At 61.1% G+C, this 14,761-nt stretch carries 13 protein-coding genes; 7 read left to right on the top strand and 6 right to left on the bottom strand.

Features of this window, described 5'->3' with window-relative positions; translation table 11 throughout:
* The first annotated feature begins 168 nt into the window (after nucleotides 1–168).
* Entirely contained in the window at nucleotides 169–615 is a 447-nt protein-coding gene (locus PSJE_RS17240) for a response regulator (protein ID WP_090451799.1), read from the top strand.
* A 110-nt stretch (nucleotides 616–725) separates the two neighbouring features.
* Here the strand turns inward: PSJE_RS17240 and PSJE_RS17235 are convergent, their stop codons facing one another.
* Nucleotides 726–2,903 carry a malate synthase G gene (locus PSJE_RS17235; RefSeq protein ID WP_090451797.1) on the bottom strand — a complete coding sequence of 726 codons (2,178 nt, stop codon included), beginning with the start codon at nucleotides 2,901–2,903 and terminating at the stop codon, nucleotides 726–728.
* A 583-nt stretch (nucleotides 2,904–3,486) separates the two neighbouring features.
* Between PSJE_RS17235 and PSJE_RS17230 the strand changes: the two genes are divergently transcribed.
* Nucleotides 3,487–4,005: a glycine cleavage system transcriptional repressor gene (locus tag PSJE_RS17230; RefSeq protein ID WP_057713020.1), complete on the top strand. Its 519-nt coding sequence runs from the start codon at nucleotides 3,487–3,489 to the stop codon at nucleotides 4,003–4,005.
* 215 nt (nucleotides 4,006–4,220) lie between these two features.
* On the opposite strand, the gene rarD is transcribed toward PSJE_RS17230, so the two are convergent.
* From rarD to PSJE_RS17205, 5 genes are all read right to left on the bottom strand, one after another.
* A complete protein-coding gene (gene rarD, locus PSJE_RS17225; RefSeq protein ID WP_090451795.1) occupies nucleotides 4,221–5,108 on the bottom strand; it encodes an EamA family transporter RarD in 888 nt (295 codons plus the stop codon).
* A gap of 207 nt (nucleotides 5,109–5,315) precedes the next feature.
* Nucleotides 5,316–6,290, bottom strand: a complete 975-nt coding sequence (locus tag PSJE_RS17220; RefSeq protein ID WP_057713022.1) for a serine/threonine protein kinase — start codon at nucleotides 6,288–6,290, stop codon at nucleotides 5,316–5,318.
* Nucleotides 6,291–6,475: 185 nt separating this feature from the next.
* The gene (locus tag PSJE_RS17215; RefSeq protein ID WP_090451793.1) at nucleotides 6,476–8,377 is read right to left on the bottom strand and encodes a PhoX family protein; all 1,902 of its coding nucleotides are present in this window, start codon (nucleotides 8,375–8,377) and stop codon (nucleotides 6,476–6,478) included.
* A 67-nt stretch (nucleotides 8,378–8,444) separates the two neighbouring features.
* A complete protein-coding gene (locus tag PSJE_RS17210) occupies nucleotides 8,445–9,209 on the bottom strand; it encodes a TOBE domain-containing protein (protein WP_090451791.1) in 765 nt (254 codons plus the stop codon).
* Between the two features lie 63 nt (nucleotides 9,210–9,272).
* Nucleotides 9,273–10,013 carry a ComFC family protein gene (locus PSJE_RS17205; protein WP_090451789.1) on the bottom strand — a complete coding sequence of 247 codons (741 nt, stop codon included), beginning with the start codon at nucleotides 10,011–10,013 and terminating at the stop codon, nucleotides 9,273–9,275.
* Nucleotides 10,014–10,106: 93 nt separating this feature from the next.
* On the opposite strand from PSJE_RS17205, the gene bioB reads away from it, so the two are divergent.
* From bioB to bioD, 5 genes are all read left to right on the top strand, one after another.
* A complete protein-coding gene (bioB, locus tag PSJE_RS17200) occupies nucleotides 10,107–11,162 on the top strand; it encodes a biotin synthase BioB (RefSeq protein WP_090451787.1) in 1,056 nt (351 codons plus the stop codon).
* Between the two features lie 174 nt (nucleotides 11,163–11,336).
* Complete coding sequence (bioF, locus tag PSJE_RS17190; RefSeq protein WP_090451785.1) at nucleotides 11,337–12,515, top strand: 8-amino-7-oxononanoate synthase; 1,179 nt, start codon at nucleotides 11,337–11,339, stop codon at nucleotides 12,513–12,515.
* Complete coding sequence (locus PSJE_RS17185; RefSeq protein WP_057713028.1) at nucleotides 12,508–13,239, top strand: alpha/beta fold hydrolase; 732 nt, start codon at nucleotides 12,508–12,510, stop codon at nucleotides 13,237–13,239. Before bioF ends, PSJE_RS17185 begins: the two co-directional genes overlap by 8 nt.
* Entirely contained in the window at nucleotides 13,232–14,044 is an 813-nt protein-coding gene (gene bioC / locus PSJE_RS17180) for a malonyl-ACP O-methyltransferase BioC (protein ID WP_090451783.1), read from the top strand. Before PSJE_RS17185 ends, bioC begins: the two co-directional genes overlap by 8 nt.
* Complete coding sequence (bioD, locus tag PSJE_RS17175; protein ID WP_090451781.1) at nucleotides 14,041–14,721, top strand: dethiobiotin synthase; 681 nt, start codon at nucleotides 14,041–14,043, stop codon at nucleotides 14,719–14,721. The genes bioC and bioD overlap by 4 nt, the downstream gene beginning before the upstream one ends.
* Nucleotides 14,722–14,761: the final 40 nt, after the last annotated feature.

The raw sequence follows: 14,761 nt of genomic DNA, 5'->3' as shown, positions 1-14,761 counted from the left end.
TAGGTAGGCGATTGGTATGCTGAAATGTCGGAAGAATCCTACGCAACTGTGCGAAAAACCTCTCCGTCCCCCTATTGGAAAAATATCCGACGAAGCGCACATTTAAGGCCTGCTTAGCGATGTCTCGTCACTGTGCTAGGGAAATGAATTGAACATGTAGAGAAAGCCATGTCCGACCACGATATTTTGAGCGACGCCGAGCGCGAAGCCTTGAGCGCCGTCATGCTGGAACCTGACCTGCCGCCACAACGGGTGCTGATCGTCGATGACGATAAAGACGCCAGGGAACTGTTGTCAGAGATCCTGGCGCTTGACGGTATTCACTGCATGACGGCGGCCAGTGGCGAAGCAGCACTCAAGATGCTGGAGGAGAAACCTTCGATCGGACTGGTGATTACCGACCTGCGCATGGGCCTCGTCGACGGCCTGGACCTGATCCGACAGGTGCGCGAGTCGGTACGGGCGGCGTTGCCGATCATCATCGTCTCGGGTGATGCCGACGTGAAAGATGCGATCGCCGCGATGCATTTGAATGTGGTGGACTTTCTGCTCAAGCCGATTGATGCCGGCAAGCTGCTGGAACTGGTCAAGCATGAACTTGGGGTGGAGCCTTAGTCCAAGCCTGTCAGCCCTGAACTACCTCTGTGGGAGATCGCGGACAGCCCAAAAAGAAAAAGCCCTGATCTTTCGATCAGGGCTTTTTCATGTCCGGCGCAGACGCTCAGTTACAGGCCATTGGCAGCCTTGAACTCGCGACGACGACGGTGCAGGACCGGCTCGGTGTAGCCGTTCGGCTGCTTCGTGCCTTCGACCACCAGTTCGACCGCCGCCTGGAAGGCGATGTTGCTGTCGAAGTTCGGGGCCAGCGGACGGTACAGCGCGTCGCCGGCGTTCTGACGGTCAACCACCGGCGCCATGCGCTTGAGGCTTTCCATCACTTGCTCTTCGGTGACGATGCCGTGACGCAGCCAGTTGGCGATGTGCTGGCTGGAAATACGCAGCGTTGCACGGTCTTCCATCAGGCCGACGTCGTTGATATCCGGCACTTTCGAACAGCCGACACCCTGGTCGATCCAGCGCACCACGTAACCGAGAATGCCCTGGCTGTTGTTGTCCAGTTCGTTCTTGATCTGTTCGGCGGTCCACTGCGGGTTGACCGCCAGCGGGATGGTCAGGATGTCGTCTACCGAAGCATGGGCACGTTTGGCCAGTTCGGCCTGACGGGCGAACACGTCAACCTTGTGGTAGTGCAGCGCGTGCAGGGCAGCAGCGGTCGGCGAGGGTACCCAGGCGGTGTTGGCACCGGCCATCGGGTGAGCGATTTTCTGTTCGAGCATCGCCGCCATCAGGTCCGGCATGGCCCACATGCCTTTACCGATCTGTGCGCGACCTTGCAGGCCGGTGCTCAGACCGATATCGACGTTGGAGTTCTCGTAGGCGCCGATCCATTTTTCCGCCTTCATGTCCGCCTTGCGCACCATCGGGCCGGCTTCCATGGAGGTGTGGATTTCATCGCCCGTGCGGTCGAGGAAACCGGTGTTGATGAACACCACGCGCTCGCTCGCCGCCTTGATGCAGGCCTTGAGGTTGATCGTGGTACGACGCTCCTCGTCCATGATCCCGACTTTGAGGGTGTTGCGGGGCAGGCCCAGCACGTCTTCGATGCGACCGAACAGCTCGTTGGTGAACGCCGCTTCTTCCGGGCCGTGCATCTTCGGCTTCACGATGTAGATCGAGCCGGTGCGGGTGTTTTTGCGCGAGGTGTTGCCGTTCAGGTTGTGCATCGATGCCAGGCAAGTCACCAGGCCATCGAGAATGCCTTCAGGCACTTCGTTACCGTCTTTGTCGAGGATCGCATCGATGGTCATCAGGTGACCGACGTTGCGCACGAACAGCAACGAACGACCGTGCAGGCTCAGTTCACTGCCATCGACGGCGGTGTAGGTGCGGTCGGCGTTCATGGTGCGGGTAAAGGTCTGACCGCCCTTGGCGACTTCTTCCGACAGATCGCCCTTCATCAGGCCGAGCCAGTTGCGGTAGATCACCACTTTGTCATCGGCATCGACTGCGGCAACCGAGTCTTCGCAGTCCATGATGGTGGTCAGCGCGGCTTCCATCAGGATGTCTTTGACGCCGGCCGCGTCGGTCTGGCCGACCGGGGTGCTGGCGTCGACCTGGATTTCGAAATGCAGGCCGTTGTTTTTCAGCAGGATCGCGGTCGGTGCAGCGGCATCGCCCTGGAAGCCGATCAGTTGCGCATCGTTGCGCAGGCCGGTGTTGCTGCCGCCTTTGAGGGCGACCACCAGTTTGCCGTCGACGATCTTGTAGCCGGTGGAGTCGACGTGGGAGCCGGCTGCCAGTGGCGCCGCTTCATCGAGGAAGGCGCGGGCGAAGGCGATGACCTTGTCGCCGCGAATCTTGTTGTAGCCTTTGCCTTTTTCCGCGCCGTCAGCTTCGCTGATGGCATCGGTGCCGTAGAGCGCGTCGTACAGCGAACCCCAGCGGGCGTTCGAAGCATTGAGAGCGAAGCGGGCGTTCATCACCGGCACCACGAGTTGTGGACCGGCCATGCGGGCGATTTCTTCATCGACGTTTTGCGTCGTTGCCTGGAAATCGGCCGCTTCTGGCAGCAGATAACCGATGTCTTGCAGGAAAGTTTTGTAGGCCACGGCGTCGTGCGCCTGACCTGCACGTTCCTGGTGCCAGGCATCGATACGAGCCTGGAAATCATCGCGTTTGGCGAGTAGGGCTTTGTTCTTCGGTGCCAGGTCATGGATGACCTTGTCGGCACCGGCCCAGAACTTATCGGCGGTGAGGCCGGTACCGGGAATGGCTTCGTTGTTCACGAAGTCGAACAGGACTTTGGCGACCTGCAGGCCACCGACTTGAACGTGTTCAGTCATTGCTTGCCTCACTCTGCTCAGCTATTTCGCTTTTCAGCTCTTCAATTTAACAATGAAGCCTCTGGCCATTTAAACCACAAACCCCTCTACCAGTACATGCCCATGACAGGCGGCTGGGTTGGGACCAATCAACGGCTTGGGGCCTTGCTGACAGGGCTTTCAGGGTTGCGAACGTGCCTGCGGCAGACATCGATCCAACGTTATGTAGTGCGCGCTGCGGCATACTACATGATGAATTGCGGTTGTGAAAATTAGACTAATTACGTCGTTCTGCGACCCCATGACGCATTGCGGTCACGTCGGGGAGCGTGATGTTCTCAAAAAACTATTGGATTGTTCCAGTTAAATATCAAAAGTTGTACACATTATCTTTGGTGCTCTGCTATGGGGTGCCTGTTTTTGTGGCGAGGGGGCTTGCCCCCATTGAGTGGCGAAGCCGCTCCCGTGCATGTACCACGAAAAATTACATCCGCTCATTTTGCGACTGCTGCGCAGCCGAACGGGGGCAAGCCCCCTCGCCACAATGTTCCCCTTGCCTATACTTGGTTCTCTATAACAAAAGTCATGACTGGAGGGCTGCGCCATGGACCACCTCGTACTCACTGTTTTTGCTCCGGACAAGCCCGGGCAAGTCGAGCGCATTGCCCAATGCATTGCCGAGCACGGCGGCAACTGGCTGGAAAGCCGCATGTCGCGCATGGCGGGGCAATTCGCCGGGATTCTGCGGGTGGGCGTGCCGGCCGAGGCCTACGATGAATTGGTCGCGGCCCTGCAGGGCCTGTCCGCCCAAGGCATTCGCGTGTTGGTCGCCGAAAGCAGCATCGAACAATCCTGCACCTGGAAGCCGATCGCCATGGAACTGGTGGGAAATGATCGTCCGGGGATCGTGCGTGACATCACACGCTTGTTGAGCGAGCAGGGGGTGAGTCTGGAACGGCTGGTCACCGAAGTGCGCCCGGCCCCGATGAGCAGCGAGCCGTTGTTCCATGCCGAGGCGATTCTCGCGGTCCCGCTGACGCTGTCGCTGGACGTGCTGCAATCGCGCCTGGAAACCCTGGCGGACGATCTGATGGTCGAGTTGGTGCTACGCAGTGATCCCTGATCAGGTTATCCAAGTTAAACGTGCACCGGCCTGTGGGTAACCTGTAGAGACACCCCGCCAGGCCACGCCGACCGGGGTTCTTCATGATCTGATCAAAAAACCAGCAGTTTCAGCCACTTGCGCACAATCGGCGGGGATCACGCTGTGGATAACCTTGGGAAGGAATGATGCAGGCCACGGGAGACGTGGCCTGTAGGGTTTTGTGTGTTTTTTGATCAGCTGCGGCGGCGCAAACTTATCCACGCATCGATGCTGTAAACCGCCAGACCGGCCCAGATAAACATGAACGCTACCAAGGTACTGGACGACAGGTGCTCGCCAAACAGCAGAACGGCTTGCAGCAGAACCAGGGTTGGCGCCAGGTACTGAAGAAACCCCAGTGTCGTGTAGGGCAAATGCCGTGCAGCAGCGTTGAAGCAGACCAGCGGCACCAGCGTGATCGGACCAGCGGCGACCAGCCACCAGGCTTGGGAAGTGGTCCAGAATTCGGCCTGGGCGCTGCTGGCCGTCGGATTGAGCAGCAACCAGCCAAGGGCAATCGGCACCAGCATCCACGTTTCCACCACCAGCCCCGGCAGCGCCTTGACCGGTGCCTGCTTGCGAATCAGGCCATAGAAACCGAAGGTCAGGGCCAGCACCAACGACACCCACGGCAGACTGCCGACTTGCCAGACCTGCTGCGCCACACCCACCGCCGCCAGGCCGACGGCAATCCATTGCATGCGCCGCAGCCGTTCGCCGAGGATCAGCATGCCCAGCAACACGTTCACCAAGGGGTTGATGTAGTAACCGAGACTTGCCTCCAGCATGCGGCCGTTGTTCACCGACCAGACGTAGGTCAGCCAGTTGGCCGCGATCAGTGCGCCGCTCAGGGCCAGGATCGCCAGTCGCTTGGGGTTCTCCCGCAGCTCGCGCCACCAGCCGGGATGCTTCCAGACCATCAGCAACAAGGCGCCGAACAGCGCCGACCACAGCACCCGGTGGATGATGATTTCCACTGCGGGCACGCTGGCGATGGCTTTGAAGTAGAGGGGGAAAAGCCCCCAGATGATATAGGCACTCAGGCCCAGAATGTACCCGCGACGCGGGTTGGCGGCTTGCATGCAGAATCCTTGCTTAGGCAGCTAACAAAGAGAGGATTGTAAGGAGATTTGTCTGCGAATGTCCTGACTGAATAGGTAGGACATTTGTGAACACGGACAACCTGTGGGAGCGGGCTTGCTCGCGATAGCGGTGGATCAGCTTGTAGCAATGTTGAATTTGCTGCCGTCATCGCGAGCAAGCTCGCTCCCACAGGGTTTCGGGTGGGGTTAGAAGAGTTTCAGGGGCTCTTCGTTGAGCGCCGCCAACTGCTCGCGTAAGGCCAGCACTTGATCACCCCAATAACGCTCGGTGCCGAACCACGGAAAACTGCGGGGGAAGGCAGGATCGTCCCAGCGGCGGGCGAGCCAGGCGCTGTAATGCAGCAGGCGCAGGGCGCGCAACGGTTCGATCAAGGCCAGTTCACGGGGATCGAAGTCGTGGAATTCGTTGTAGCCGTCCATCAGTTCCGACAACTGGCTCAGGCAATCCTGACGATCGCCGGCGAGCATCATCCAGATGTCCTGCACTGCCGGGCCCATGCGGCAGTCGTCGAGGTCGACGATATGGAACATCTCGTCACGGCACATCATGTTGCCGGGGTGGCAGTCACCGTGCATGCGGATGTTCTGGTGCGGCGTGTTGCTGTAGGCATCTTCCACACGCTTGAGCAGATCGCGGGCCACTGACTCGTAGGCCGGCAGCAGGCTGCGGGGGATGAAGTTGCCGTCGAGCAATGTGGCCAGCGAGTCATGGCCGAAGTTTTTTACCGCCAGCGCTTCACGGTGCTCGAACGGTCGGGTCGAGCCGACCGCATGCAGGCGCCCGAGCAACTGGCCCAGGCGATAGAGTTGGTCGAGGTTGCCCGGCTCCGGTGCTCGACCGCCACGGCGGGGGAACAGGGTGAAACGGAAACCGTTGTGTTCGTGCAAGGTTTCACCGTTGTGGATCAACGGCGCCACGACCGGCACCTCGCAGTCGGCGAGTTCGGCGGTGAACTGGTGCTCTTCCAGAATCGCTTCGTTGCTCCAGCGTTGCGGCCGGTAGAACTTGGCGATCAGCGGCTCGGCGTCTTCGATACCGACCTGATAGACACGGTTCTCGTAGCTGTTGAGCGCCAGGATGCGCGCGTCGCTGAGAAAGCCGATGCTTTCGACGGCATCGAGCACGAGGTCTGGTGTGAGGGTTTCAAACGGGTGGGCCATGCTGACTCCTGCGCGCAGCAGGCTGCTGCGTCCGGCCAGGCATGGTAGCGCAGACGGCGCGGTTTTAGTGGATGTGTGCTGTCTGGGCTGCCGCCATCGCGAGCAAGCTCGCTCCCACAGGTCATGCGCCAGATTTGAAATCGCGCCAATCCTGTGGGAGCGAGCCTGCTCGCGATGAGGGGCTGTCAGGCGCCGACGATCCCGCCATCTTCCCGCGAAATCGCCATCACCGAAGACCTCGGCTTGCCGTTGGGCAGGTGCTCGGGGAAGGTAGAACCGCCGTTTTCACCCGGATGCTGAATCCCGACAAACAGGGTTTTCTGGTCTGGCGAGAAGCTGATTCCCGTCACTTCACAACCTACCGGGCCAACCATGAAGCGACGAATCTCGCCGGTTACCGGATCGGCACAGAGCATCTGGTTGTTGCCCATGCCGGCAAAGTCTCCGGCGTTGCTCGAATCGCCGTCGGTGAGAATCCACAAGCGTCCGGCCTTGTCGAAGCCCAGGCCGTCAGGGCTGTTGAACATGTTCTGCGGCGTGATGTTCGATGATCCGCCTTTTGGTGTGCCGGCGTGAACCCCCGGATTACCGGCGACGACGAACAGGTCCCAGGCAAAGGTTTTCGAGCCGTGATCGTCACGCTCGGTGCGCCAGCGCAGGATCTGGCCGTAGACGTTTTTTTCGCGCGGGTTCGGCCCGCCCGCCGGTTGCCCGTCTTCGCCGCGTTTGGCGTTGTTGGTCAGCGTGCAGTAGACCTGGCCATCCTTGGGGCTGACCACGATCCATTCCGGGCGGTCCATGCGCGTGGCTTTCACCACACTGGCGGCGAGACGCGCGTGAATCAAAACTTCGGCCTGATCGGCAAAACCGCTACTGGCGTCGATGCCGTTTTTGCCGTGGGTCAGTTCGATCCATTCACCCTGGCCTTTCGGGTGATCGACGTTGCTGTCGCCAGCATCGAACCGCGCCACGTACAGGGTGCCGTGGTCGAGAATGTCACGGTTGGCCTTGGGGTTCTTGTGGTCGATCTTGTCGCGGCTGACGAATTTGTAGATGAACTCACCGCGTTCATCGTCGCCCATGTACACCACGGCATGACCGTCGCCGGTTTCGGCCAGTGCGGCGTTTTCGTGCTTGAAGCGGCCCAGGGCCGTGCGTTTGACCGGCGTCGATTTCGGATCGAACGGATCGATCTCCACCACCCAGCCGTGACGGTTGAGCTCGTTGGGGTTCTTCGCCATGTCGAAGCGCTCGTCGTGCTGGTGCCAGTTCATTTCTTTGCTGGTGGCCACCACGCCGTAGCGTTTTTGCGCCGGCTCGAACTTCTGCTCGGCGTTGCTGCTGCCGAAGCAGTCGGTGAAGTTCTCTTCACAGGTCAGATAGGTGCCCCACGGCGTCTTGCCGTTGGCGCAGTTCTGGAAGGTGCCCAGGACGTTCTTGCCGTGCGGATCGGCACTGGTTTTGAGCAGGGCATGTCCGGCGGCCGGGCCGCTCAGGGTGATCGGTGCGTTGCCGTGAATGCGGCGGTTGTAGCGTGAGCCCTGGACGAATTGCCATTGGCCGTTCTTGCGCTGCACTTCAATCACCGACACACCTTCGCAGGCCAGCGCCTTGCGCACTTCTTGCGCCGATTGCGGCATGCCGCCGTGGGCGTAGAGGTAGCGGTAGTTGGTGTATTCGTTGTTGATCGCCATCAGCGCCCGGTCTTTTTCGCCCGGAAATTCGAACAGGCTCATGCCGTCGTTGTTGTCGCCGAACTGGACTTCCTGATGTTCGGCGCTGCCGTTGCCGCTCGGGTCGAACGCCGGACCGTCCTTGTGCAGGGGCTGGCCCCAGCTGATCAGCACCGAGGACTTGTAGCCCGGTGGCAGGGTGATGGTGTCGCTGGTGGCGGCGGCAATGCTGTCGAAACCCAGCAACTGGCTGTTGCCGGCACTGACACTGGCGGCCATCACGCTGCGGCTCAGCAGGTTGCCGCCAAGGAACATCGCCGCGCCGCACAGGGCACCTGCGCTGATGAAGCCGCGACGGCTGAGGCCGACCATGGTTTCGAGGTCGGTGGACTGGTTTTCTTCTAATAGGCTCATTTCAGGCTCCCTGCGGATTTTGCAGACACCTTAAAGATGAGTCATGAACCTTTTGTTGCAGTTCTGCTTACAGCGGTGTGCCCAGCAGAACCCTGGACGGCGAAAACTCCACGCGCACCGGTTTGCCGCACGTCAGCCCCGATGCTCGCAGATGACTCGGTTCGGCCAAGGCGCATAGAGTCAGGCCGTTGGGCAGGGTGATGCGCACTTCGCTGGGACCGTCGTCGGCGTCGAGAATTTTTTCGATGATGCCGCTGAGGCAATTGTTTTCAGGCGTTTCGACAGAGTCGATTTGCAGCACGTCGAGCCAGCCGGCCTTGATCAATGCCACGACTTCAGTGCCGATTTGCAGTTCCAGGCGCTCGGTGCTGTCGTGGGTAATTTGCGCGGCGACGATCACGCCTTCGGCGACTTCGAGGCGAATCAGGTCGTTGCGCCCCTGAGGTTCGATCGCAATCACCTTGCCGTGCAACTGATTGCGCGCGCTGGTGCGCAGCATCAGGCGCCCGAGCAGATCCAGATCGCTCGCGTCTTCAGCTGCTTCCAGCACTTGGGCCTGCAAGGCTTGCAGCTTCTGGTACAGGCGCAACACCCGCTCGCCTTCGTTGGACAGGCGCGCACCGCCGCCGCCCTTGCCGCCGACAATCCGCTCCACCAGCGGCTTCTGCGCCAGGTTGTTCAGCTCATCGATCGCATCCCAGGCAGCCTTGTAGCTCAAGCCCGCGCTTTTGGCCGCGCGGGTGATCGAGCCTTGTTCGGCGATGTGCTGCAGCAGGGCGATGCGCTGCGGACGGCGGACAATGTGCTGGGACAGCAAGGTTGGCAAAGACATGACAAGTCGCTTTGGGTGGTGACGATGGTGAGGACGTTGGTCGCTTGGGCCGCGCGAGTCAAGTCAGGGTGTCTCGCCGGGTTTGGGCGTGCGGGCCAGGCAATAGACGTCGACCCTCGCCGCCCCGGCGTCCATCAACAGGCGAGCCAGGGCCTGGGCCGTGGCTCCGGTGGTCAGTACGTCGTCGACCAGAGCCAGGTGCCGGCCTTTGACGACCGCGCCGGGTGCCAGGGCGAAAGCATTGCGCAGGTTCCTTAGGCGGGCTTCGGCGTTCAATGCCTGTTGGGCGTCGGTGTCTTGAGTGCGCAGCAGCAACCGTTCGTCGCAAGGGATATCGAGACTCGCACTCAACCAGTGAGCCAGCATCGCCGCCTGATTGAACCCGCGCTGACGCAGGCGCCGATTGGCCAGCGGCACCGGGATCAGCGCCTGGGGTCGCAGCAGATCGTCTTCGAAGCGATGTTGCAGGTATTGAGCAAGAAGTTCGGCGAGCAGGCGACCAAACGGCCACTTGGCGTTGTGTTTGAAGCGGGTGATCAGGCTGTCTACCGGAAAGCTGTAGGTCCAGGGCGCAATCACTTGTTCGAAGGCCGGTGGCTGCTTCAGGCAATGGCCGCAGGTCAGTCCTGCGGCCGGGAGCGGCAGGGCGCAGGTCAGGCAGTGATCACCGAGCCAGGGCAACTCGATTTCGCAGGCCGTGCAGACAGGAGGGATGCCGTCGGCGGTTTCATCGCACAAAAGGCATGATTGTTTGTTTTTTAACCAGATGTAAACCGGTCCTTCGTATCGTGGTTGACAGCGCATCGCTCTTCCTTAAATATGCCGAAACATCTGTGAAGCGGCTGTGAAACTCCATTACCCAGCCGACTGCCAAAGCATAATTCAAAGGAAACGCCCATGAGCGCCAGCACCACTGCCACCCTGCGTCATGACTGGACTTTGGCCGAAGTCAAAGCACTCTTCGTTCAGCCATTCAATGACCTGTTGTTCCAGGCGCAGACGGTGCACCGTGCGCATTTCGACGCCAACCGCGTCCAGGTGTCGACCCTGCTGTCGATCAAGACCGGCGCCTGCCCGGAAGATTGCAAATATTGTCCGCAGTCCGGTCACTACAACACCGGCCTGGAAAAAGAGAAACTGATGGAGGTGCAGAAGGTCCTCGAAGAGGCCGCTCGCGCCAAGGCCATCGGTTCGACCCGCTTCTGCATGGGCGCGGCGTGGAAGCATCCGTCGGCCAAGGACATGCCGTACGTGTTGAAGATGGTCGAAGGCGTGAAAGCCATGGGCCTGGAAACCTGCATGACCCTCGGTCGCCTGGATCAGGAGCAGACCGAAGCGCTGGCCAAGGCCGGCCTCGACTACTACAACCACAACCTCGATACCTCGCCGGAGTTCTACGGCAGCATCATCACCACCCGCACCTACAGCGAACGCCTGCAAACCCTGGCGTACGTGCGTGATTCGGGGATGAAGATCTGCTCCGGCGGCATTCTGGGCATGGGCGAGTCGCTGGACGACCGCGCCAACCTGCTGATCCAGTTGGCCAACCTGCCTGAGCATCCGGAGTCGGTGCCGATCAACATGCTGGTGAAAGTCGCCGGTACGCCGCTGGAAAATGCCGACGACGTCGATCCGTTCGACTTCATCCGCATGCTCGCCGTCGCGCGCATCCTGATGCCGCAATCCCACGTGCGCCTGTCCGCCGGCCGCGAAGCCATGAACGAGCAGATGCAGGCCCTGGCGTTCTTCGCCGGTGCCAACTCGATTTTCTACGGCGACAAACTGCTGACCACCGCCAACCCGCAGGCCGACAAGGACATGCAACTGTTCTCGCGTCTGGGCATCCTGCCGGAAGCCCGCGAAGAGCACGCCGATGAGGTGCATCAGGCAGCTATCGAGCAGGCGCTGGTGGAGCAGAAGAGCAGCGAGCAGTTTTACAACGCGGCTGTTTGAGTCTTCCACCGACTTCTCTGGCTGGAATGCAAAACACTGTGGGAGCGAGCTTGCTCGCGATTGCGTCAGGTCCGTCGACATCAATGTTGAATGTGACGCCGCCATCGCGAGCAAGCTCGCTCCCACAGGGATCGCATTCATTTTGATTTCTGTGATCTGAACTTCGAGGCCTGCATGTCTTTCGATCTCGCCGCACGCCTTGCCGCCCGTCGTGCCGAAAACCTCTACCGCCAGCGCCCGCTGCTTGAAAGCCCGCAGGGGCCGCAAGTGGTGGTCGATGGCCAGCCGTTGCTGGCGTTCTGTAACAACGACTACCTGGGCCTGGCCAATCATCCGCAAGTGATCGAAGCCTGGCGTGCCGGCGCTTCGAAGTGGGGTGTCGGCGGAGGGGCATCGCATCTGGTCATCGGCCATAGTTCCCCGCACCATGCCCTGGAAGAAGCGTTGGCCGACCTGACCGGTCGCCCGCGGGCGTTGCTGTTCACCACCGGCTACATGGCCAACCTCGGTGCGGTCACGGCATTGGTGGGGCAGGGTGATACGGTGCTCGAAGACCGGCTCAATCATGCGTCGCTGCTCGACGCGGGGCTGTTGTCCGGCGCGCGATTCAATCGTTATCTGCACAACGACCCGGCGAGCCTGGCCAAGCGCCTGGAAAAAGCCACCGGCAATACACTGGTGGTCACCGACGGCGTGTTCAGCATGGACGGTGATCTTGCCGACTTGCCGGCGCTGGCCCGAGAAGCCAAGGCCAAAGGCGCCTGGTTGATGGTCGACGATGCCCATGGTTTTGGACCGCTGGGTGCCAACGGTGGCGGCATCGTCGAACACTTTGGCTTGAGCCAGGATGACGTTCCGGTGCTGGTCGGCACCCTCGGCAAGGCATTCGGTACGGCAGGTGCCTTTGTGGCTGGCAGCGAAGAGCTGATCGAAAGCCTGATCCAGTTCGCCCGCCCCTACATCTACACCACCAGCCAGCCCCCCGCGCTGGCCTGCGCCACGTTGAAAAGCCTGGAACTGCTGCGCAGCGAACACTGGCGCCGCGAGCATTTGCAGACGCTGATCCGCCAGTTCCGCAAAGGTGCCGAGCAGATTGGCCTGGAACTCATGGACAGCTTCACGCCGATCCAGCCGATCATGATCGGTGACGCGGGGCGAGCGGTGCGCCTTTCGCAAATGCTGCGTGAACGCGGGTTGATGGTGACCGCGATTCGCCCGCCGACCGTACCCGCCGGCAGTGCCCGGCTGCGGGTCACGTTGACGGCTGCCCACAGTGAGGCCCAGGTACAGCTATTGTTAAACGGACTGGCCGATTGTTTTCAACAACTGAAGCCGGAGCCAAGCCATGCGTGATCGTCTGATTCTGCTGCCCGGCTGGGGCCTTGGCGTTTCACCGCTGGAGCCTCTGGCGGCGGCCTTGCGTGGCCTGGATGAGCACCTGCGCGTCGAGATCGAGCCGTTGCCAGAGCTGGCGTCGAGCGATCTTGAAGAGTGGCTCGATGAGCTTGATTCGACCTTGCCGCAAGACGTGTGGCTGGGCGGTTGGTCATTGGGCGGCATGCTCGCCTGCGAATTGGCGGCCCGGCGTGGCGATCGCTGCTGTGGTGTGTTCACCCTGGCCAGCAACGTTTCTTTTGTCGCTCATGATCAATGGACAAGCGCCATGTCCGGGGAAACCTTCGATGCGTTTCTGGCGGGATGTGAAGCCGATCCGCGCGCGACCTTGAAACGCTTTTCACTGCTTTGTGCCCAAGGCGCCGAAGACCCACGCGGATTGTCGCGGTTGTTGCTCGGCGGTGCCCCGAACACCGCTGCGCCGGTGTTGCTGAGTGGTCTGCAAGTGCTCGCGCAACTGGATACACGACAGGCGCTGCATTCGTTCCGCGGTCCGCAGTTGCATCTGTTCGCCGGCCTCGATGGGCTGGTGCCGGTGGAAGCGGCGGGCGAGTTGTTGGCATTGCTGCCGGATGTCGAAATCGGTCTGATTGAACAGGCCAGCCACGTGTTTCTCCTGGAGGATCCCCACGGTGTGGCGGGGGCGATCCAGGCCTTTTTGCATGAGTCCGGCGATGACTGATTTATCCCTTCCCAACCTGCCCGGCGCCTTGCCCGACAAGCGCCAGGTAGCAGCCTCATTCTCCCGCGCGGCAGCAAGCTACGACAGCGTGGCCGAGTTGCAGCGTGATGTGGGCAGCCAATTGCTCGGGCACTTGCCGCAGGACTTCGTACCGCAGCGCTGGCTGGACCTGGGCTGTGGCACCGGGCATTTCAGTCGTGCCCTGGGTGAGCAATTTCCGGGCAGCCACGGGGTGGCGCTGGACATTGCCGAGGGCATGCTCAACCACGCCCGGCCATTGGGCGGTGCCACATACTTCGTGGCCGGCGATGCCGAGCGACTACCACTGCAGGATTCGTCTTGCGACCTGATCTTCTCCAGCCTGGCGGTGCAGTGGTGCGCAGACTTCGACTCGGTGCTCAGTGAAGCCTTTCGAGTACTGAAACCGGGCGGCATTTTCGCGTTTGCTAGTCTGTGTGTAGGGACGTTGTTTGAATTGCGCGACAGCTGGCGCGAAGTCGACGGCATGGTGCACGTCAACCGCTTCCGGGAGTTTGGTGTTTATCAACAACTGTGTGCGGCCAGCGGCTTGAGGGTGGTCAGTCTGCAAAACCTTGCGCACGTGCTGTATTACCCGGATGTGCGCAGCCTGACCCATGAACTCAAGGCGTTGGGTGCGCACAATCTCAATCCCGGGCGGCCGGGTGGCTTGACCGGCCGGGCGCGGATTTTGGGTTTGATCGAGGCTTACGAACAGTTTCGTCAGGCCCAGGGACTGCCGGCGACTTATCAAGTGGTGTACGCCGTTTTGGAGAAACCCTTATGAGCGCAGCCTATTTCATCGCCGGCACGGATACCGATGTCGGTAAAACCACGGTCGCTGCGGGGCTGCTGCATGCGGCGCGTTCGGCGGGTTTGAGCACGGCGGCGGGCAAGCCGGTCGCGTCCGGTTGCGATGTGACACCTAAAGGCCTGCGCAACGCCGATGCGCTGGCCTTGCTGGCGCAGTGTTCGCTGCCGCTGACCTATGCACAGGTCAATCCGATGGCCTTCGAGCCGGCCATTGCCCCGCATCTGGCGGCGCGAGAGGCGGGCGTGGCGCTGACGGTGCAGTCGTTGCTGGCGCCGATGCGGCAGATTCTGGGCATGCAGGCGGACTTCACCCTGATCGAAGGCGCTGGTGGCTGGCGCGTACCCCTGGCGGATCAGGACAATCTGTCGGACCTGGCCATCGCATTGAAGCTGCCGGTGATCCTGGTGGTCGGTGTACGCCTGGGGTGTATCAGCCATGCCCTGTTGACCGCCGAAGCGATTGCCCGGGACGGTTTGCAACTGGCGGGATGGGTGGCCAACATCATCGACCCGAAGACCTCGCGGCTGGAAGAAAACCTGGCTACCCTGGCTGAGCGCCTCCCGGCACCGTGCCTGGGGCGTGTGCCGAAACTCAAGGCCGTTACGGCCGAGGCAGTGGCCGAGCACTTGCAACTGGACCTGTTGGACTGAGGCGAGTGGCTTGCGGGCTTTGCCTATGGGAAGGCACTGT

Source organism: Pseudomonas jessenii, assembly GCF_002236115.1.
In the GTDB taxonomy this organism is placed as follows: Bacteria; Pseudomonadota; Gammaproteobacteria; order Pseudomonadales; family Pseudomonadaceae; genus Aquipseudomonas; species Aquipseudomonas jessenii.
The sequence above is the reverse complement of the archived record's forward strand: the minus strand, read 5'-3'. Positions and strand labels throughout refer to the sequence as shown.

What these genes read in the sequence shown, in the direction of transcription:
- PSJE_RS17240 (WP_090451799.1), top strand. Translation starts at nt 169, where the DNA reads ATGTCCGACCACGATATTTTGAGCGACGCCGAGCGCGAAGCCTTGAGC.
- PSJE_RS17235 (WP_090451797.1), bottom strand. Translation starts at nt 2,903, where the DNA reads ATGACTGAACACGTTCAAGTCGGTGGCCTGCAGGTCGCCAAAGTCCTG.
- PSJE_RS17230 (WP_057713020.1), top strand. Translation starts at nt 3,487, where the DNA reads ATGGACCACCTCGTACTCACTGTTTTTGCTCCGGACAAGCCCGGGCAA.
- rarD (WP_090451795.1), bottom strand. Translation starts at nt 5,108, where the DNA reads ATGCAAGCCGCCAACCCGCGTCGCGGGTACATTCTGGGCCTGAGTGCC.
- PSJE_RS17220 (WP_057713022.1), bottom strand. Translation starts at nt 6,290, where the DNA reads ATGGCCCACCCGTTTGAAACCCTCACACCAGACCTCGTGCTCGATGCC.
- PSJE_RS17215 (WP_090451793.1), bottom strand. Translation starts at nt 8,377, where the DNA reads ATGAGCCTATTAGAAGAAAACCAGTCCACCGACCTCGAAACCATGGTC.
- PSJE_RS17210 (WP_090451791.1), bottom strand. Translation starts at nt 9,209, where the DNA reads ATGTCTTTGCCAACCTTGCTGTCCCAGCACATTGTCCGCCGTCCGCAG.
- PSJE_RS17205 (WP_090451789.1), bottom strand. Translation starts at nt 10,013, where the DNA reads ATGCGCTGTCAACCACGATACGAAGGACCGGTTTACATCTGGTTAAAA.
- bioB (WP_090451787.1), top strand. Translation starts at nt 10,107, where the DNA reads ATGAGCGCCAGCACCACTGCCACCCTGCGTCATGACTGGACTTTGGCC.
- bioF (WP_090451785.1), top strand. Translation starts at nt 11,337, where the DNA reads ATGTCTTTCGATCTCGCCGCACGCCTTGCCGCCCGTCGTGCCGAAAAC.
- PSJE_RS17185 (WP_057713028.1), top strand. Translation starts at nt 12,508, where the DNA reads ATGCGTGATCGTCTGATTCTGCTGCCCGGCTGGGGCCTTGGCGTTTCA.
- bioC (WP_090451783.1), top strand. Translation starts at nt 13,232, where the DNA reads ATGACTGATTTATCCCTTCCCAACCTGCCCGGCGCCTTGCCCGACAAG.
- bioD (WP_090451781.1), top strand. Translation starts at nt 14,041, where the DNA reads ATGAGCGCAGCCTATTTCATCGCCGGCACGGATACCGATGTCGGTAAA.